13 protein-coding genes are annotated in these 19,265 nt (G+C 48.5%); all 13 read right to left on the bottom strand.

Annotated elements, in window-relative coordinates; genetic code table 11:
- Positions 1–62 precede the first annotated feature (62 nt).
- The gene (locus tag DESPCE1_RS0110710) at positions 63–1,148 is read right to left on the bottom strand and encodes a D-alanine--D-alanine ligase (protein WP_019850476.1); all 1,086 of its coding nucleotides are present in this window, start codon (positions 1,146–1,148) and stop codon (positions 63–65) included.
- 134 nt (positions 1,149–1,282) lie between these two features.
- The gene (gene lepB, locus DESPCE1_RS0110715; RefSeq protein WP_014794017.1) at positions 1,283–1,837 is read right to left on the bottom strand and encodes a signal peptidase I; all 555 of its coding nucleotides are present in this window, start codon (positions 1,835–1,837) and stop codon (positions 1,283–1,285) included.
- A gap of 9 nt (positions 1,838–1,846) precedes the next feature.
- The gene (locus tag DESPCE1_RS0110720; protein WP_019850477.1) at positions 1,847–3,109 is read right to left on the bottom strand and encodes a methionine gamma-lyase family protein; all 1,263 of its coding nucleotides are present in this window, start codon (positions 3,107–3,109) and stop codon (positions 1,847–1,849) included.
- A 194-nt stretch (positions 3,110–3,303) separates the two neighbouring features.
- A complete protein-coding gene (gene hflX, locus DESPCE1_RS0110725; RefSeq protein ID WP_014794019.1) occupies positions 3,304–4,896 on the bottom strand; it encodes a GTPase HflX in 1,593 nt (530 codons plus the stop codon).
- A 38-nt stretch (positions 4,897–4,934) separates the two neighbouring features.
- Positions 4,935–5,900, bottom strand: a complete 966-nt coding sequence (locus tag DESPCE1_RS0110730; protein ID WP_014794020.1) for an AAA family ATPase — start codon at positions 5,898–5,900, stop codon at positions 4,935–4,937.
- 68 nt (positions 5,901–5,968) lie between these two features.
- On the bottom strand, positions 5,969–7,801 hold the full coding sequence (gene typA / locus DESPCE1_RS0110735; protein ID WP_014794021.1) for a translational GTPase TypA: 1,833 nt from the start codon (positions 7,799–7,801) through the stop codon (positions 5,969–5,971).
- Positions 7,802–8,623: 822 nt separating this feature from the next.
- Positions 8,624–8,875 (bottom strand): RNA chaperone Hfq, encoded by a 252-nt coding sequence (gene hfq / locus DESPCE1_RS0110740; RefSeq protein ID WP_014794022.1) that lies wholly within the window; start codon positions 8,873–8,875, stop codon positions 8,624–8,626.
- Positions 8,876–8,909: 34 nt separating this feature from the next.
- A complete protein-coding gene (gene miaA / locus DESPCE1_RS0110745; protein ID WP_019850479.1) occupies positions 8,910–9,854 on the bottom strand; it encodes a tRNA (adenosine(37)-N6)-dimethylallyltransferase MiaA in 945 nt (314 codons plus the stop codon).
- The gene (locus DESPCE1_RS0110750; RefSeq protein ID WP_014794024.1) at positions 9,851–10,690 is read right to left on the bottom strand and encodes a class I SAM-dependent methyltransferase; all 840 of its coding nucleotides are present in this window, start codon (positions 10,688–10,690) and stop codon (positions 9,851–9,853) included. The genes miaA and DESPCE1_RS0110750 overlap by 4 nt, the downstream gene beginning before the upstream one ends.
- 12 nt (positions 10,691–10,702) lie before the next feature.
- Positions 10,703–12,751: a DNA mismatch repair endonuclease MutL gene (mutL, locus tag DESPCE1_RS0110755; protein ID WP_019850480.1), complete on the bottom strand. Its 2,049-nt coding sequence runs from the start codon at positions 12,749–12,751 to the stop codon at positions 10,703–10,705.
- A complete protein-coding gene (locus tag DESPCE1_RS0110760) occupies positions 12,748–14,073 on the bottom strand; it encodes a histone deacetylase (RefSeq protein ID WP_019850481.1) in 1,326 nt (441 codons plus the stop codon). Before DESPCE1_RS0110760 ends, mutL begins: the two co-directional genes overlap by 4 nt.
- Positions 14,070–15,749, bottom strand: a complete 1,680-nt coding sequence (locus tag DESPCE1_RS0110765; RefSeq protein WP_014794027.1) for a hydantoinase/oxoprolinase family protein — start codon at positions 15,747–15,749, stop codon at positions 14,070–14,072. Before DESPCE1_RS0110765 ends, DESPCE1_RS0110760 begins: the two co-directional genes overlap by 4 nt.
- 172 nt (positions 15,750–15,921) lie before the next feature.
- A complete protein-coding gene (mutS, locus tag DESPCE1_RS0110770) occupies positions 15,922–18,474 on the bottom strand; it encodes a DNA mismatch repair protein MutS (protein ID WP_019850482.1) in 2,553 nt (850 codons plus the stop codon).
- Positions 18,475–19,265: the final 791 nt, after the last annotated feature.

The following is a 19,265-nucleotide window of genomic DNA, read 5'->3' on the forward strand; positions in this document are numbered from 1 at the left end:
ATACATAAGTAAAACCCTGAATTCCGCTATCTAAACGGCTTTCAGGGCTGAGTACCGACATATTAAAGGGATATTTTCCGGGAACGACTGTCCCTAAAGCGCTGGAAGCCTAGTTCAATCAATTGGGTGATCAATTCGGAGTATGGGATTCCACTGGCTTCCCAAAGCTTTGGATACATGGAGATCTGAGTGAACCCCGGCATGGTATTGATTTCGTTGATGTAGATCTGATTGCCTTCAGTAACGAAGAAATCTACCCGGCTTAAGCCGCAGGCTTCGACGGCTTTAAAGGCTGCAACAGCTTTTTCCTGCAAGCTCTTTACCACCTCTTGGTCCAGAGGAGCAGGAATCACCAATCGAGAGCCGGTGTCAATGTATTTGGCTTCATAATCATAAAAATCCTTGGAAGGAAGAATTTCTCCCGGGATGCTGGCTTTCGCATCCTCATTTCCCAGTACACTCAGCTCGATTTCACGTCCCACAATGTTTTGCTCTACCACAATTTTGCGATCGTATTCTGCCGCAAGATGAAGGGCGTTGATGAGCTCCTCTCTGTTCCGTGCTTTGGAAATACCCACACTGGAACCCAAATTAGCCGGCTTGACAAAACAAGGATAGCCCAGAGAGTGTTCAATATCATGAAGCACTTTTTCCATCATCTTTTGGAGCGTCGTTCTAAGTACGGTGAGATAAGGGGCTTGAGGCAGGCCGGCTTCGGTAAACACTGCTTTCATACGGTCTTTATCCATACCCAGTGCGGAGCCAAGGACTCCTGAGCCTGCGTAAGGAATATTAGCCATTTCAAACAATCCCTGGATGGTTCCATCCTCTCCGAAGGGTCCATGCAGAACAGGAAAAATCAAGTCAAATGTCCCATCCTGAGGAAGAGTGCTGCCGTCCAAGGCTATAAAGCGGGGGTTTGAAGGGTCGTGGACGAGATTGACGAGAATACCTTGTAAAGTGGGATCTTGCTGCCATTGTTCAGGACGTATTCCCCAATGCCATTGGCCGCTTTTGGAAATACCAAGGGTCTCTACCTCATAGTTTTCCTTATCAATGGCCTTAAGTACAGAACTGGCAGAGTTCAGGGAAACCTCGTGTTCTCCGGACTGACCTCCGAAAAGAATAATAATTTTTTGCCGTGTCATTCGCGCACCCATCCTCTCTATTCTATTTAGAAAATAGCCCAGAAAACTTGAAAAGAGTCCATAGCAACGTAAAGCTACACAACCCGAGCAACAGTCTACTCTATACTATATGCAAAGGGGTGAAAAAGCTGCCTTTAATCAATCGCTCCAAATCGGCTCATGGGCCAATAACGGAACAGAGTCATTCCGGAGATGTTTTCAATCGGCAAAAAACCCCACTCCCGGGAATCGGCACTGTTATTGCGATTATCTCCCATGACAAAAACAGAACCTTCCGGCACAACCAAGGGCTCCAAATTTTTAATCTGAGGCTCCATGACATAGGGCTCTTCCACCTGTTGGCCATTGATAAAGGTCTTATGGTCTTTTATTTCAATGGTATCCCCTGGTAAGGCAATCAAACGTTTGATAAAATCGTCGGAAGAATGGGCGCTGGAAGGTGGATGAAAAACGATGATATCTCCTCGTTCAAAATCACCAAAATGCTTAAAAAAGAATTTATCGACAATAATGCGGTCTTGCAGCTGAATCGTCGGCAGCATGGACCCGGTTGGGACTAACCTTGCCTCTAATACAAAGGTGCGAATGACCCAGGATAAGGCAAAGGCAATAATCACAATTTCGATGATTTCAATCATGAGTTTTAAGGTACTTTTCGCTTTTACTTTGATATCTTGTTCGTTTTCCATGTGTGCACCTCACTTTAGTAATCCTTGTTCCCAAAGTTTTTGAGCCGCTAATAGATTCCCAAACTTAATATAATTCATGGAGATCCCGCCTTGCTGGTAAGCGATAAAGGGATCCCGCATAGGACCGTCTGCAGAGAACTCACTGGTCGCACCTTGAATAAAGGTTCCTCCTGCCATAATGACTTCATCCTCATACCCCGGCATTCCCGACGGAATGGGCAGGACATGACTATCGACAGGCGAGCCTTTCTGGAAGCCTTGACAAAAAGCAATCATGGCCTCTCGCGAATTGAGCTTGACGGCTTGAATAAGATCCGTCCGCAGGGCATTGGGAAGAGGATTCACTTCGAACCCTAAGGCCTGCCAAAAGGCGGCGGAAAAAATCGCCCCCCGAATCGCCTCACTCACGGTCAAAGGACTGAAGAAAAGCCCTTGGAAGAACTGAAGCTGCCAGCTGAGGGTAGCTCCCACCTCTCCCCCAATCCCTGGAGCTGTTAAACGGCAGGCGGCTTTCTCAACGAGTTCTTGTTTGCCGGCAATATATCCTCCTGTGGGAGCTAAACTCCCTCCCAAATTTTTAATCAGGGATCCTGCTAAGAGGTCTACTCCCACATCCCCGGGTTCGCGTTTTTCTACAAGTTCGCCATAACAATTGTCCACAAAAATAATAAGTTTAGGAAAATGCTCACGGACATAATCCACAAATTCGGCGATTTGCTCCATATGAAGGGAATTACGCCAGGCATAACCCCGGGAACGCTGAAGAATAAGCAGTTTCGTATTGGGTTTTATAGCTTGACCAACCAAAGGATACTGAATTGTTCCCTCTTCACTAAGGGGAATCGAGTCATAAGCTACCCCGAAATCCTTAAGGCTCCCCTGCCCTGTTCCCCGGATGCCAATCACTTCTTCCAGTGTATCATAGGGATCTCCCGTAACGGAAATAAAATGATCACCGGGTCGAAGGACAGCAAATAGGGCTGTGGCAATGGCATGGGTTCCGGAGACAAATTGTCCCCGGACTAAAGCAGCTTCCGTGCCCAGGATCCGGGCCATGACCCGATCCAGAGTTTCTCTGCCGCTATCTCCAAGGCCATAACCTGTGGAGCCCTGCAAATGATAGGTGCTTACTCTCTCTTCCTGAAAGGCTTCCAGTACTTTGGCGTGATTATGTTCCGCAATATCAAGTAGGGTCTTTTCCTGCAGCTGTAAAAGCTGTTCAGCCTGACCTTTTGCCTCGAGAATTTTTCTGGGCAGATTATCTAAAAACAATGGTGAAACCTCCTCGTTGTATCCATCTTTCCAGTTAGTGTAGTGGCACGTTCACATTTCGCCCAATGACTTGTCTGAATTTCCATCTGCTGCGTTGTCGTCCATCGGCGTAGCACCACTACGCCTCACTCCTCCGCCTTGCAGACTGAAAATTCATCCTGTGTCATTTGGCTGAAAGTCAACGTGCCACTACACTAGAGGAGTTCAAGGACTTTATTCCATACGGGGGTCAGTGAATTGTTTTCAATGAGGGACACGGGTATGGGATGGGACAGTTCTTGAGCTAAACGGCTTAGATCGGAAGGATGGTCTATTTTATCAATTTTGTTCAGTAAGGTAATCCGTGGCTTGTGGCTGCACTCCAATTGCCCTAAAATGTTATGAACCGTATCGGCACGCTCTAAGGCTCTGGGGTGGCTGGCATCCAAAACATGAACTAAAATATCGGCATTCTGCACTTCTTCAAGAGTAGCGAGAAAGGCATGGAGAAGTTGATGAGGTAATTTCTGAATAAATCCTACGGTATCACTAAGCAATATCTCCGTCTTTCGATCCAGGCGTATCCCTCGTACGATAGGATCAAGGGTGGCAAAGAGCTTGTCCTCTCCCTTGACACTTTCTCCCTTGGAACGGGTTTGCTCCATGGCCTTTTGCAAAAAAGTGGTCTTTCCCGCATTGGTGTAACCGACTAAAGCAATCAGGGGGATGCCGCTTTTTTCTCTTTGCCGCCTCTGAGTGGTGCGGGTCTTGCGGATTTCACCCAGTTCATCCTCTAAGAGATTGATTTTCTTTCTTACCCGCCGCTTATCCATTTCCAGTTTGGATTCTCCGGGGCCACGGGTTCCTACTCCCCCGCCCAGCCGGGAAAGACTGAGTCCCTGACCGGTCAATCGGGGTAAAAGATGCTTAAGCTGGGCCAGCTCCACCTGAAGCTTACCTTCTCTTGATTTGGCTCGTTGGGCAAAGATATCCAGGATTAATGTGGTACGGTCCAGCACCTTAATCCCTGTAGCCTGCTCCAGAGTTCGCAGCTGTACAGGTAAAAGCTCATCATCACAGATAAGGACATTGGCACCGCTGTTTTGCAGGTGCTGGGTTAACTCCTGCAGTTTTCCTTTTCCCAGGTAACTCACCGGGCTCCCATACCGTTTGGGCTGAAGAATCTGTCCCACCACTTCAACACCTGAAGAATGGGCAAGTTCCGACAGCTCCGTCAGCAGCTCAAGTCCCGGTTCTTCTTCCTCCAGAGCGACCAGAAAGGCTTTCTCCCGCTCAGATACCTTGAGAACCGGGCTGGGGGGGCGTAGGCGATAGTCCTGAACTGCCGTGTCGTAGGAAAAGTTCATAAGCTCCTCAGGACTTAAGGCCAGGATTGGATAGCCTGAATCTCCTGAAAAGGCAATTTCAACTCCTGTGACCTGTCCATTTCTAACCCCGATACTGCTCATGCTTTCCAGCCCGGCGGAACTCAAGGCGCTTAGATCCATAGGACTGAGCTGAGGGTTTCCGCTGGGATGGGTATGGATACAGCGCAAACGTCCCGTTTGACGGGCTGGAAGAGGGGGCAGCTTGACCGCAGCATGCTGTCCGACAGCCACGGCGCTGACCATTCCCGAGCGATTGATATAAAGGGCTATTTCTTTATTCCACAGACTGGTTAAATTGCAGATTCCCATTAATAAATCATAATGGATAAGCTCCGGACGGGCCGTCCGGAGCGAAGTCAAATCTTTGAGTTCTTTAAGCTGGGTTCCGCGAATCCCAGAGGTATCACCCAAAATATCCATTTGAACCTCCGCTGTATAAATAACGAATGTCATTCCTGTTACTTTAAGTCTTCATCCTCCAGGCTCAAATCACAGGGTAGAATCCCCATGAGTTCTTCACGGGATGAAGTGGATTTTTCATAGAGTCGTACGGCCTGTTTGCGAATAGCTTTCTCCACCATATTGCGTACTAAGCGGGCATTCCCTGCATAAGGGTGGGAATTCAGGACTCCCTGCAGCATAAAGCGGAAAGCGTCACGGGCATCAGAGGTGAACTGATATTGGCGTGTTTTAAGCATGGAGTCCCCAATGCTCAGCAGCTCTTCGATAGAGTAATCAGGGAAATCAATATGGATGGGAAAGCGGGATCTTAAGCCGGGATTGGTTTGTAAAAACCACTCCATCTCGTGTTTATAGCCGGCTAAGATGAGAATGAGATCATTTTTATGATCCTCCATGGCCTTCACCAAGGCATCAATAGCTTCTTTGCCGAAATCCTTTTCTCCCCCTCGGGCTAAAGAATAGGCTTCGTCGATAAAGAGAATCCCTCCCAAAGCCTTTTTGACCATGTCCCGAGTCTTTTGTGCCGTATGACCTATGTATTCCCCCACGAGATCCGCTCTCTCACATTCAATAATATGTCCTTTTTGCAGAACATCCATTTCCTTAAAGAGCCTGCCGATTAAACGAGCCACAGTGGTTTTACCTGTTCCAGGATTGCCTCGGAAAATCATATGAAGGACCAGGGGTTCTGCCACCAGTTTTTCTCGTGTCCGTCTCTTTTGGATCTCTATGTAAGCTTGAATCTCGTAGATGAGACGTTTGACTGTGGTTAAACCAACGAGGGCATTGAGTTCAGCAATGATCTCAGCCGTGGTGCTGTTTTCCGATGAATGTTGAGTTACCTTTCGTCCACGGGATAATTCAGAAGATGAATCCACGATGGCCGCTGTCTTGTGAGTCCGCGGTGTTTGAACGATCGGAGGCTGATTTTTTTCCCTCGGAAAGGTAATACGTATTGCCATAAGATGTGACACCTCCCGTCTTTACTACTATACGCAGAAAGACGGGAAAGGTGTCCTTAATTATTATCTCATTTTGCGCTGTTGGAAGCCAGGGATTTTGCATAGCGGACACGGGCATTTTTGTCGAGATACTTCTTCCGCAAGCGAATGCTCTTCGGGGTGATCTCTACCAGTTCATCGTCATCAATATACTCCAGGGCCTGCTCTAAGGTAAAGATTTTTGCCTTCTCTAAACGAAGAGCTTCCTCGGCATTACTGGAGCGCATATTGGTGACATGTTTTTTTCGTGCCACATTGACTTCAATATCCTGCTCCCGGTTGCTTTCCCCGACGATCATTCCTTCATAGACCTTGGTGCCGGGTTCAATAAAGGTGATTCCCCTCTCTTGAGCAGAATGCAGCCCGTAGGTTGTGGCTTCTCCCGTCTCAAAAGCTATTAAAACCCCCCGGCTTCTGCCGGGAATTTCTCCCTTAAAGGGTTCATAACCGTGAAAGACATGGCTCATGATCCCCTCTCCCCTGGTTTCGGTTAGGAAATCTCCCCGGAAACCGATGAGTCCGCGGGCGGGAACTTTAAATTCCACCCGCATTTGGGTCTGAGAAATATGGGTCATATTGACCATTTCCGCCTTCCGTTTCCCCAGCAATTCGATGACCGTTCCCATGGAGGTTTCAGGAATATCGCAGATGAGATACTCAATCGGTTCGCATTTCTCTCCATCCACGGTTTTATAGATCACCTCAGGCTTGGAAACCTGGAGCTCATAGCCCTCTCGGCGCATGTTCTCAATTAAAATGGATAAATGGAGCTCGCCACGGCCGGATACCTTAAAGGAATCTGCCGAATCCGTTTCTTCAACCCGGAGGCTTACATTGGTCTCAATCTCTTTATATAAGCGTTCCCTCAGTTTACGGGAGGTAACAAATTCCCCTTCCAGTCCGGCAAAGGGGCTGTTATTAACAATAAAATTCATAGTCAACGTAGGCTCATCCACTTCAATCACCGGCAAAGCCTCCGGATTGCTGGCATCAGCTACAGTTTCCCCAATATTAGCGGTAGTTAAGCCTGTGAGAGCCACGATTTCTCCAGCCTCTGCCTCCGGTACATCGATGCGTTTTAACCCTTCATAGGTATAGACTTTGCCGATTTTGGCCCGCTCAAAGCTGCCATCCCGTTTGATCAAGGTGATACTTTCACCTTGACGAACCTTACCGCGGACAATCCGGCCGATGACGATCTTGCCCACATAGTCGTCGTAATCAAGGGTGGTAACCAAAAGCTGCAGAGGGGCTTCCACATCTACACTGGGGGCAGGAATATGCTCCAGAACTACCTTGAAAAGGGGCTCAAAGCTATGGGTGAGCTGATCAGGCTCCATACCGGCCAGTCCATCCCGTGCAGAGGCGTAGATCACCGGGAAATCCAGCTGTTCATCATCGGCACCTAATTCGATAAATAAGTCCAGGACCTCATCCACTACTTCAGCAGGACGAGCATCCGGACGGTCAATCTTATTAATCACCACGATGGGAACAAGTTTAAGCTCTAAAGCCTTTCTTAAAACAAAACGTGTTTGGGGCATGGGCCCTTCGAAAGAGTCCACAATCAAGAGTACCCCGTCCACCATCTTCAAGACCCGTTCCACCTCACCGCCAAAGTCGGCGTGACCTGGTGTATCCACAATATTGATTTTTGTATCCAACCAATTGACCGCTGTATTCTTAGAGAGAATGGTAATACCCCTCTCCCTCTCCAGGTCATTGGAGTCCATAACCCGCTCCACAACATTTTGATTGGCTCGGAAGGTTCCGCTTTGTCTAAGCATCGCATCAACCAAGGTTGTCTTGCCATGGTCAACGTGAGCAATAATGGCGATATTACGAATATTCATTGATTTCATCAATAATTTCCCTTTCATGACTAAATTACACTAACTTTAAATATACCATGCCTTTATTATCTCTACAACACGTTATTTTTAGTTATATTTTCCGCGCTGCACTGAAGTTACATTGAAAAAGATCTGAAGGTTGATTCTCCAGGATTTTGCTTTACACCGGTCGCTCCATAAGCTGCGCGGACAAAACTAACGCTCAAGCTCTCCGCTCCGAAAGGTGCCCGGCCAATTCGCTCCATGCTCAATGGCCGGTTGGAAACGTCCTGTTTCCAACCTTTCTCCGCTGCGTGCTTTTCGCGAAGTTTTGTTTCCGCTCGCTTAAATTCGCTCCCTTTTGTAAAGCAAAATCCTTGGGCTACTTTTCGGGTCTATGCATGCAGGGCTTTGTGAATAAGTTACGCTAACCGAGCAGCTTTTTCCGTCCTTACCGACGCCGCTTGAGCGGCATGAGTCGGCGACCCTGAATCGAACCCAGAAAGCTCTCACAAAAGGCCCCAGGACCTCAAGAAGAAACTGAAAAAGATCCACAAGGCGTAGCTTTGCGCACAAAAGGGAACGGCTTTAGCGGAGGGGCGTTCGGGTCAACGAGGCCTTCTTAACATAGGCGAGCCATGGTTCACATCAGGTATTACCCTGAGGTTTGGCTCGACTGTTAAGAAGGCGAGTGGACCAGCCCCGGAGCTATGGAGTGACCGTTGTGCGTAAAGCTACGCGACCCGGACGACACTTCTTTTCATCTCCCAATTGATGCCGCTCAAGCTCCAAGCAATTCTGAAACACGAAAAAAGCCTGATTTGAATCAGGCTTTACCTATTGACCTTATTCTTAACGTTCTTCAGCCGAGGCTTGGGACGCAGCCATTAGATTAATGGGACGAAGAGGCATTACAGTTGAAATAGCATGTTTGTAGACCATTTGCTGTTTACCTTCAAATTCAATGACAACTGTAAAATTATCAAATCCGCGGACTAAACCTTTTAATTGAAAGCCATTCACTAAGTAAATCGTGACCGGCATATTCTCTTTTCGGACTTGGTTTAAAAAGGTATCTTGTAAATTGATGGGCGCTTTATTCATTTTTTTACCTCCACCACCATCTATTTCTATTTTCCTATTCTACACGACTTTGAATCCCTCTGCAAGTGTCTATCAAGAATTCAAGAATATTTGTCATATTCTCGTTATAAGTATCATGCCAAACCACTCGCGGATCCCTGCGAAACCAAGTGAGTTGACGCTTGGCGAAATGCCGGGTATCTCTTTGAAAGATTCTCATCATCTCCGGGAGGGTCACCTTGCCGTAAAGATAGAGCAAGGCGTGTCGATAACCTATGCTTTGCAAGGGCTTAAGCTTTGGGGAGTAGCCTTCTTGAATTAAATTCTGAGTTTCCTCGATCAGACCCGAGGCCACCATCTGCTCACAACGGTGATTGATTCGTTCATAAATAATGTCCCGCGGTGCGGTAAGCCCTACATAGAGAATTGAAGAAGCCAAAGGCGGATAAACAGTGTCCTGATGACCGCGGATTTCTGAAAAAGGCTTACCGGTTAATTGGCAGATTTCCAGGGCACGGATAATGCGAACCGTATCATTGGGATGGAGACGTTGGGCACTGAGCGGATCCCTTTTTTCCAACTCCTGGTGTAGAGCCTCTTTACCTCGTTCAGAAAGAAATGCGGTCCAGAAATTGCGAATAGGCTCTGAGCCGTGCTCGGCAAATTGAAAAGGATCGATTAAGGAACGGATGTAAAGTCCTGTCCCGCCGACAACAATAGGTACTTTGCCCCGGCTTTGGATATCCTGAATGGAGTGATGGGCCAAAGTCTGGAATTGGGCCACAGTGAAAGGTTCAGTAGGATCCAAAGCATCAAGCAGATAATGGGGTATATTTCCCTGCTCTTCTAAAGTTGGCTTAGCGGACCCGATATCCAGCTTACGGTATACCTGAACGGAGTCCCCTGAGATAATCTCACCCTGGAGGGCTTGAGCAAGGGCAACCCCGAGTGCTGTCTTTCCTACGGCTGTAGGTCCTACGATGATGACTAAGGGTTTCATGAACCTGCTCCCCCTTTGTGGATTATCCCATAGTCTATATGACTATAGTTCCCCCCTTCTCGAATAGAAAAACCCAAACGGCTAAATTCCTGACTTCCTTTTCTCTCTTTAAGAACAACCCGTCTTTTGGCTATGCGGCAGGCCTCTGCAACAGCTTCACTTTCCAAGGAGCAGGAATTGGCAACCTCATGCAAAGGACGGATGGATGCGCTTTTTTCCCGGGTGTGGCGGAACATGGGGTCAAAGTAAACCACATCCGCAAAGGATGAAGGATAGCGGGCCAGCAGTTCAAGATGATCTCCCCAAAAAACTTCAATGCGCTGAGCAGCTTCTGATAAGGCCTGCCAGGCCTTGGCCTTGTCCAGATTTTGGACATGAGGGTAATCCCCTTGAGCTAAGGACCGTAACCCATCTTTAACAAGAGCTGCTAAAATGGGAGAGTGCTCTATACCTATGACCTTTCCCTGTCCCCTTACCTGCATGGCCGCTACTAAAGCATCCGTTCCCAGCCCTAAAGTGGCATCTAAAAAGACATCTCCTCCTTGCAGTCCGGTCGCCTCCAGAAAACGATCCCCTTCTCCTCTGAGGATCTGCAGGACCCGCAGCAAAGCCATACTGGGATGAAACTGCAATCGATTGCCCCCCGCTTCCAGATAGGTTCCTTTACGGGAAATATGGAGGAGGGGATACTTTGGTTCTTCGACCGTTTTTTCCAGGAACTTCTTTTGAGGGGTTAGCAAGGTAACGCCAGGTTGCTCTGAAAACCAAAGGGACTTTGCCTTTAAATCCGGATCCTTGGGATGGGTGATCTTGAGAATTACTGTTGAGTGGTTCATTAAATGCTGCTCCTAACTACGATAAAAGCGGTGCTCCAGCTCTTCTTTAGTGAGTTGAATCATGGTTGGCCGGCCATGGGGACAGGTATAGGGGTTCAGGGTTTTACTCAATTGAACGATCAATTGCTCCATTTCAAAATGGGTCAGGTTTTCCTTGGCTTTAATGGACTCTTTACAGGCCAGCATATAGATCCACTCCTCCAACAATTGATCCATGGTTGGAGGAATATGATTGAGCAGGACCTGGTCAAGGAAGTCCCGCAGGAGATGCTCCCCTTGGTAGGGGCCGCTATAGGCTGGGATGCCGCGCAGGAGATAGGTGCGTGTTCCAAATTGCTCAAGAATAAATCCCATATCGTTGAGCAGAAGGAAATGCTCCAGCAAAGCCTCTTCCTCCCCGGGGGTAAACTCCATGGGCAGTGGAATCAATAACATTTGACTGTTTCCGGGATTTTTTTGGTGTTCAGCCAGTAGGCGTTCGTAATTAATACGCTCATGGGCAGCATGCTGGTCAAATATGACAAGCTGTTCCCCATCTGTGGCCAGAATATACGTGTTAAAAACCTGCCCGATAGGCCTTAAGGCCAGAAGAGGGCTTTGATCTTTGATGTCATTGGTGATTCCATAGTCCTCTTCTTTAACCAACATTTCCTGCTCAGCGGTTGGCGGTGTACATACCTCTTTTCCCACTGAATAAATATCGGGCTTCTGGGGGGAGTTTTTTAATGTATCATGTGATTCGGGGAAGAATTCAGAAGGATGCTCTTCTTTCTCTCTGCAATGCTCATTAAGGGGCAATGGAGCTTTGAAATTAGAGTCCCTTGTAGGATTCTCCCCTATCTCAATGAACTCTCGCCAATCTATTGCGCTATTTTGCGGAGCGGAAATCCCTTTTGCAGGCTCTGAAGGTGCGTTGCCAAAGGGTTTATAAGGTATAGGTGCAGTTTTGCTCTGAGACGGGCTCTGAGGGCCTTTAGGGATGAAGTTCAAGGCCACCTGGGCAGGCTTGTCACTGCCGGCGGGGGGGTTTTTAGGGGCTGAGGAATTCTTGACAAAGGGTGCTATGGGACGGGCCTCGAGAAGAGTCCTGCGAATGCTGTCGGCAATAAACTCCATCAGTTCTCTTTCTTTATGGAAGCGGATTTCCATTTTAGTGGGATGGACATTGACATCGTACTCATGGGGTGGGATATGCAATTTCAATACGGTGATGGGATAAAGTTTAGAAGGAATCAAGGTATGATACCCTTCTGAAACAGCACGGCTGATACTGTTGGAACGGATAATCCGCTGATTAACGATCAAGGTCTCTCCTTGTTTAGTGGAACGAACCAGATCCGGCGGACTAATATAACCCTCCAACTGCCAATCCCCCAGTGAGCAGGATAAGGGCAAGAGACGACGGGCCGTGGCTTGGCCGAGGACTGCGCCTATGCTCTCCAGCAAATGTCCTTTTCCCGGTGTTTGAAGGACAAGGATTTTTGGATGCTTCAGGGTAAAGGAAACATCAGGCCGGGCTAAAGAAAGCCGCCCGATGATATCGGAGATTTGGCCAAATTCCGTGTTTTTGGATTTTAAAAATTTACGCCGGGCAGGTGTATTATAAAATAAATCATCGACCGTGATAGTGGTTCCCGGCGGACAGCCGGTCTCGGAGAACTCCAGCTGCTCCCCTCCCAGAATCCGCAAAACCCTCCCGGAAATTTCCTCGGGCGGACGACTGATGATTTCCAGCTTGGAGACGGAAGCAATGCTGGGCAAAGCTTCACCGCGAAAACCAAGAGTGAGTAAATTGCTTAAATCATCAATGCTGCGTATTTTACTGGTGGCGTGACGCAGGACGGTTAGGGGCAGATCGTCGGCAGGTATTCCCTGTCCGTTATCCTGGACCCGGATCCTTTCCACACCGCTTCCCTCTATGATGACTTCGATTAGAGTAGCCTGGGCATCCAGAGCGTTTTCAATCAGCTCTTTCACCACAGAAACAGGGCGCTCCACCACTTCACCGGCAGCGATTTGATTGGCAGCTTGTATGTCCAGGATTTGGATTTTAGCGGTCAAAAATGAGTTACCCCCTTATCCAGATGCCAAAGCTCAACCTCATTATTCCGTTGATCTTGGAGTAATACGGATGTTTTGCGCCCGATAAAATGCTCCCATAAATCATATCCCGCCTGGGTGCATTGTTGGCAAGCTTCAAAAGGAATCCGCACTAAGGCAAAAGTATTGCCTGTTATAGTATGCTGGCTTTCAATGAGCACCGTTCCGCCGCAATGACTGCACTGGCGGATCCAGTCCTTACGTGCCTCCCGGAAACCTTCCGTATCATAATACACGGAGTGAGGAATGTAAACCCATTTCCCCGAGGGAAGAAAACTATCGGTGCGGATGGTCCAGTCCGGCTTAGCCCGGCGGTATTGCTCTTTCAACTCCTTAAGGAAGCCCCGGAAGGCATTGGAGCCGCTGTGGGGATGACGAGGTTTTTGGGGCTCGATCACTCCCTGATAATCCTCTCCCGCTAAAGCTAAGACAATGGCCAGATTCACATAAGGTAAGGCTCCTTCAATGGAATATCCTCCCTCCAGGACAGCCAGGTCCGGATTGAGCAGCTCTGTGATTCTTCCATAGCCCCGGGCTGTCACACTCATGGAAGCTAAGGGATCGGTGAAGTGATTGTCCTGACCGGCCGAGTTAATAATCAGATCCGGTTGGAAATCACGAAGCTTAGGGAGAACCCAGTTTTCCAGGACATGGTGAAGATCTTCATCCCCGGTACCGGGGGGCAGAGGAATATCCAAGGTAGTCTCCCAGGCATTGGGTCCGCCTTTCTCGTAGATAAAGCCGCTTCCGGGGTAGAGAGTCCGTCCATCCTGATGAATGGAAATAAAAAGCACATTGGGATCATGATAAAAAATATCCTGTGTACCATCTCCGTGATGAACATCCGTATCCACGATAGCTACTTTTTTTATCCCATAGAAGGTACGAAGATGATTAATCAGTATCGCTTCGTTGTTTAAGGTGCAGAACCCTCGGTTCCCTAAGACCGTAGCTCCTGAGTGGTGACCCGGCGGGCGCACCAGGGCAAAGCCATTATGGATCTCCTTTTTGGCCCATGCCTCTCCCAGAACCAGGGAACTTCCGGCGGCGATCAAATGAGCATCTAAATCATGACCTTCCGGGGAGGGAAAAATCCCCTGAGTCCGTTGGACATCTTTTAATGAAGCAAGACCTGGAGAATACTGTTTGATCTGGGGTAAATCCATGACCCCCTCTTCAAACAATTGTTCTTGGGTATAAAGGAGTCTTTCCTCCCGTTCAGGATGGGTATCTCCTAAAGACCAGTCAAAAGCGGGGAAAAATAATAATCCTGTATGCTTCATACCTCAAGCCTCCCGACCACTCCGGGGGGAACAACCACAGAACCCCGGATTATTTGACCAACTGTTTCGTAACCTTTAACAACTGGGAAAAAATCAAAAGGTTGGGTCTTAAATTCCAGTTCATTAAGATCTAAACCAATGCTTTGGGCCCTTTCACGGGCAATTCCGTGCAGGAATTCCTGGATCTCCTTATGGGGACGTTTTGAACCCAGCCATTCCCTCTGTTCTCCGAATTCCTCAATTCGGTAGGAGCGGATCGTCGTATCCAAATGAAGGGTACAGGATAAGGTCGGCCGGGCTAAGGCCGCACCGATGGCATTAGAGACATCCGCATGTTGGGTAAAGCGTACAGGCAAGTGGACTTTGTCTTCCAAGGAAGGAGCGATGCCCCGGGCACTGCCGCCACTGACCCAGATATAAAAATCTTTGGCACTATGGGGGTGGAGAACCTCCCACACCTTATAGGCGGGTTCCTCTTGCCACTCCTTATGTAAGATAGAGAAAGCGTTGGCTACCTCTTCCGCAAACTTCTCTAAAATTTTCAGAGCTAATTGATGAAGAGCTTGGGGATTCCGGGCTTCCGGAGATAACAAAGAAGCTAAGCCTTCTTCAGCCCGGGCATAATCTCCATGCTCTACCCGTTTCAAATAGCGCATGGCATCGGTGGGGGTTGGGTATTCCCCTCCCAAACAATAGGCCGGGCCCTTGCGATAGGGAGCAAGGGTAAAGCCCTCAGGCACATCAGGTGAAGGCAAAACGGCAGAATCTCCTCCGACAGGGATGGAACGGGTGGCTAAGGTGGGAATCAAGGTCAAAAAAGGACCGATTTGTGCACCGTGAGCACTGAGGAGAGGTTCTCCCGACAGAATCAGGCCGATATCCGTGGTCGTTCCCCCAATATCCACTACCACAAAGGACTGCCGGGGATCCGTTTGGGCCAAAGCGCCAATGACGCTGGCTGCAGGACCGGAATTAATGGACTCCACCGGACGGAGCTGATCAATGGGTAAGATTCCTCCATCCGCTTTCAGAGCGGTAATCCCAGCCTTCGAGCCATTTTTCTCCACGGCCTGATGCAATTGGGAGGCGAATGTTTTAAAAAGGTTTTTGCTGGCGGTGTTGAGATAGGTGGTGAGACTGCGGCGGTAAAAATTGGCATGCCCCCATTCACAGCCCAAAGCAATATCCAGTTGGGGATACTTCTTGCTCAAAAACTGAGCTAAGCTATCTTCCAGAAGATTATTCCGGTGAGAAAACTTACTGACAACGGCTGCCTGATGGACGGATTCAAAATCCAGCCGGTTGCAAAGCCTCCGCCATTCCAACTCATCCGGGGGAGACACCTCCCTGCCCCGATAGTCGATTTCACCCATGAGTGCATGATAGGGTACAGGCCAGGGCAGAGCATCCAACCGCATACCGGAGCCTGGAAAGAGAAATAATTCTATAGGAGGCAATTTGTTTTCCAGAATGGCATTGGTCACCAAAGTAGTACTGACTGTAATCTGCTCAACAGGCTGTTTAAAGACATCAAGATGTTCCAGAGCATGGAGCAAGGTGTCCAACAAATTATCTTGTTGAGTAGGAACTTTAGCTTTATTGATCAGGCGATTGTTGTGAATAAGTACCCCATCAGTAAACGTCCCTCCGACGTCAATTCCAACTTGGTATGCCATAATTACCCTCCTCGTATAATTTACATTATTGTCCGGGTCGTGTAGCTTTACACACATCCGTTCACCCAAGCACTCCGGGGCTGGCATCATTTCGCTTCCACGCCCCTTCGTTGCCATGGGTTCTCTCCTGTGCGTAAAGCTACGCTTGCGGGTCTTTTATGAACCTACTAATCTAAATAGATTCAGATGCTTTAATGCGTTCTTTTAAATCAAACAAGTAGTCTAAGGCCTGCCTTGGGGTCAAATCCTCCAATGAAAGCTCGCCAACTTCCTGTAACAGCGGATCCAGGGGCTGAACCTCGAACAAGGACAGTTGGGTCATCTTCTCCCTATTCAACAAATGAGCTTGGCGGCTTTCCTTGGAGGAGGATTCCAATTCATGCAGGATGATTTTTGCCCTTTGCAAGAGATTCGCGGGCAGACCGGCCAATTTTGCCACTTGAATCCCATAACTGCGGTCGGCGCGGCCTGGAATAATCTTATGCAGAAAAACAATCTCTTCCCCATGTTCCCGAACCCCGACATGAAGATTAAAGATACCGGCATGAGTTTCTTCTAAATCAGTAAGTTCATGATAATGAGTAGCAAAGAGAGTTTTCGGTTTGTTCTCTTGACCGGCTAAGTACTCTGCTACAGCCCAGGCAATGCTGAGACCATCATAGGTGGCTGTCCCCCGTCCCACTTCATCGAGGATGATGAGGCTATGGGGTGTAACATGGCGCAGAATATGGGCTACCTCATACATCTCCACCATAAAGGTGCTTTGTCCTGAGGCCAAATCATCGGATGCCCCCACCCGGGTGAAGATATGATCGGCGATGGGAATGGTGGCCTGCTGTGCAGGGACGAAGCTGCCGATCTGGGCCATGAGGACGATCAGGGCTACCTGCCGCATATAGGTGGATTTACCGGCCATATTGGGACCGGTGATTAAGGCCAGATGTTTGTCCGGAGTCAAGAGGGTATCGTTGGGGACAAAGGAAGTATCCTGAAGCATGGATTCCACCACAGGATGCCGCCCCTCGATGATGGTGAGGCTCCCCTCCATCATCATCACAGGACGGGAATAATGATGGCGCACTGCCGCTTCCGCCAGACTGGTATAGACATCGATTTCGGCCAGAGAATGAGCAGCCTCTAAAATCCTGGCAGCATGCTGACGGACTTTTTCCCGGAGTTCCAGAAAGAGCTGATATTCCAACTGGGTAACTTTCTCCTCGGCACCCAGGATTTTCTGTTCATATTCCTTCAACTCCGGAGTGATAAAACGCTCGGCATTGGCTAAGGTTTGTTTGCGAATGTATTCAGGAGGGATGAGATGGGAATTAGCATGAGTCACTTCGATATAATACCCAAATACTTTATTATATCCCACTTTAAGGGAGCGAATTCCGGTCCGATCCTTTTCCATACTTTCTAATTTTGCCACCCAGGCTTTTCCTCCGGAGGATATGCTGCGCAGCTCATCGATTTCCTCTGAGTAGCCGGCTTTCAGCAAGTTTCCATCCCTCAAGGAGATCGGTGCTTCCGGGTTGATCGCCTGTTCCAAAGTCAAAGCTAAGGAGTCCAGACCTTCCAGGGTGGGGATAAAGGCTTTAAGGGGCTCTGATTTTCCCTCGGCAAGTAAAGCCCGGAGTTGGGGCAGAACCCCTAAGGTCTGGGATAAGGACAATAAGTCCCGGGCATTGGCGGTGCCATAGGAGACTTTTCCCATCAGACGCTCCAGATCAAAGACTTTGCTGAAAAGTTGAATAAGGTCCCCCCGCAAAAAGCTATCCTCAACCAAGGCTTCTACATAATCCAAACGCTTGTCAATGTCCTCTTTAAGAAGCAGGGGCTGCTCGATCCAACGCCTGAGCAGGCGGCCCCCAAAGGCGGTCTTCGTAAAATCCAGAACGGATAATAAGGTTCCCTTTTTCCCCTGTCCGCGAATGGATTCCGTAAGCTCCAGATTTCTTCGGGTCCAGGGATCAAGAAGCATCCAGTGCTCAGGTCGATAGGCATTGACCTTCAGAATATGGGAAGGTTCAATACCGGGAGAGGTTTCCAGGATATATTGCCAAAGGCCGTTAGCGGCTTTCATCGCTGTGGGAAATTCCTGAAACAACTCCCTTTGTTCAGTAAATCGTTCTTCGAGTAAGGTGTGTTGATAGGTTTTCTTTTCGCGCTGGGTAAGATAATAAGGGCGCCAGTGCTTTGATTTGAGGAGCTCCGCTGGGAGCAGCAATTCGGAAGGACGAATCCGGGAAAGCTCAGTGGTTAATATATCTAAGGATTGAGTCTGAAAAACCGTGAATTCCCCTGTGGAGACATCCACAAAAGCCAATCCCCATTCCTGATCATGGTAGACCGCGGCTAAAAAGTTATTGGCTTGCTCTACTAAGGAATCCGTTAAAGTACCTGGAGAAATGATCCGGATAATCTCTCTTTTCACGATCCCTTTGGCGGTTTGGGGGTCCTCCACTTGCTCACATAAAGCTACTTTATAACCGGCGGAAACCAGCTTCACAAGATAGCCCTCTACGGCATGATGGGGAACACCGCACATGGGAATCCTTTCCCCTCCTCCGGAATCACGGCCGGTTAAGGCAATTTCCAGAATAGGAGCAGCGGTCCGGGCATCCTCACCAAACATTTCATAAAAATCTCCTAAACGGAAGAAAAGGATCGCATCAGGAGCTTGAGATTTTATGGATTTATATTGTTGCATCATCGGTGTGGTCATTGTTATAGACTCCTTAGAGAGAAACTTTGTTAGTAGGTGATGTGCAGAAAAACGCTACATTGAAAGCTCCGAAGCAGATTCTCCAGGATTTTGCTTTACACCGTTCGCTCAATAAGCTGTGCGGACAAAACTAACGCTCAAGTTCTCCACTCCGTCGGGTTTCCGGCCAAATCGCTCCTGCTCAATGGCCGGTTGGAAACGTCCTGTTTCCAACCCGACTCCGCTGCGTACTTTTCGCGAAGTTTTCTTTCCACTCGCTTAAATTCGCTCACTTTTGTAATGCAAAATCCTTGGGATGCTTTTCGGATCTGTTTATGCAGGGCTTTGCAGGATAAGTTACGCGACCCGAGCAACTTTTTCCGTCTTTACCGACGCCGCTTGAGCGGCATGGTCGGCTACTCTGGGAACGACCCCAGAAAGTCCTTACAAAAGGCCCCAGGACCTCAAGAAGAAACTGAAAAAGACCCAGAAGTGTAGCTTTACGCACAAAAGCGAACGGATTTAGTGGAGGGGCGGTCGGGTTAACGAGGCTTTCTTAACGTAGCGAGCCACCGGTTTACATGCAGAAAGCAGCGGGGTTTGGCGGAGCTGTTAAGAAAGCGAGTTGACCAGCCCTGAAGCTATAGAGAGAGCATTGTGCGTAAAGCTACACAACTCGGACAACGCTTTTCATTCCCTACCGATACCGCCTGAGTGGCATGGCCACCTATCCTGTATATTCTAAAGGGAAGAGTGTACACTCTTCCCTTTCCTTCGCTCCCTCAAAATAAGGTAACTATCTCCACTCATTT

It is taken from the genome of Desulfitobacterium sp. PCE1 (assembly GCF_000384015.1).
GTDB lineage: Bacteria > Bacillota > Desulfitobacteriia > Desulfitobacteriales > Desulfitobacteriaceae > Desulfitobacterium > Desulfitobacterium dehalogenans.

Bases quoted from the DNA above. Each gene is read 5' to 3' on its own strand.
- DESPCE1_RS0110710 (WP_019850476.1), bottom strand. From the start codon at position 1,148: ATGACACGGCAAAAAATTATTATTCTTTTCGGAGGTCAGTCCGGAGAA.
- lepB (WP_014794017.1), bottom strand. From the start codon at position 1,837: ATGGAAAACGAACAAGATATCAAAGTAAAAGCGAAAAGTACCTTAAAA.
- hflX (WP_014794019.1), bottom strand. From the start codon at position 4,896: ATGGATATTTTGGGTGATACCTCTGGGATTCGCGGAACCCAGCTTAAA.
- DESPCE1_RS0110730 (WP_014794020.1), bottom strand. From the start codon at position 5,900: ATGGCAATACGTATTACCTTTCCGAGGGAAAAAAATCAGCCTCCGATC.
- typA (WP_014794021.1), bottom strand. From the start codon at position 7,801: ATGAAATCAATGAATATTCGTAATATCGCCATTATTGCTCACGTTGAC.
- hfq (WP_014794022.1), bottom strand. From the start codon at position 8,875: ATGAATAAAGCGCCCATCAATTTACAAGATACCTTTTTAAACCAAGTC.
- miaA (WP_019850479.1), bottom strand. From the start codon at position 9,854: ATGAAACCCTTAGTCATCATCGTAGGACCTACAGCCGTAGGAAAGACA.
- DESPCE1_RS0110750 (WP_014794024.1), bottom strand. From the start codon at position 10,690: ATGAACCACTCAACAGTAATTCTCAAGATCACCCATCCCAAGGATCCG.
- DESPCE1_RS0110760 (WP_019850481.1), bottom strand. From the start codon at position 14,073: ATGAAGCATACAGGATTATTATTTTTCCCCGCTTTTGACTGGTCTTTA.
- DESPCE1_RS0110765 (WP_014794027.1), bottom strand. From the start codon at position 15,749: ATGGCATACCAAGTTGGAATTGACGTCGGAGGGACGTTTACTGATGGG.
- mutS (WP_019850482.1), bottom strand. From the start codon at position 18,474: ATGACCACACCGATGATGCAACAATATAAATCCATAAAATCTCAAGCT.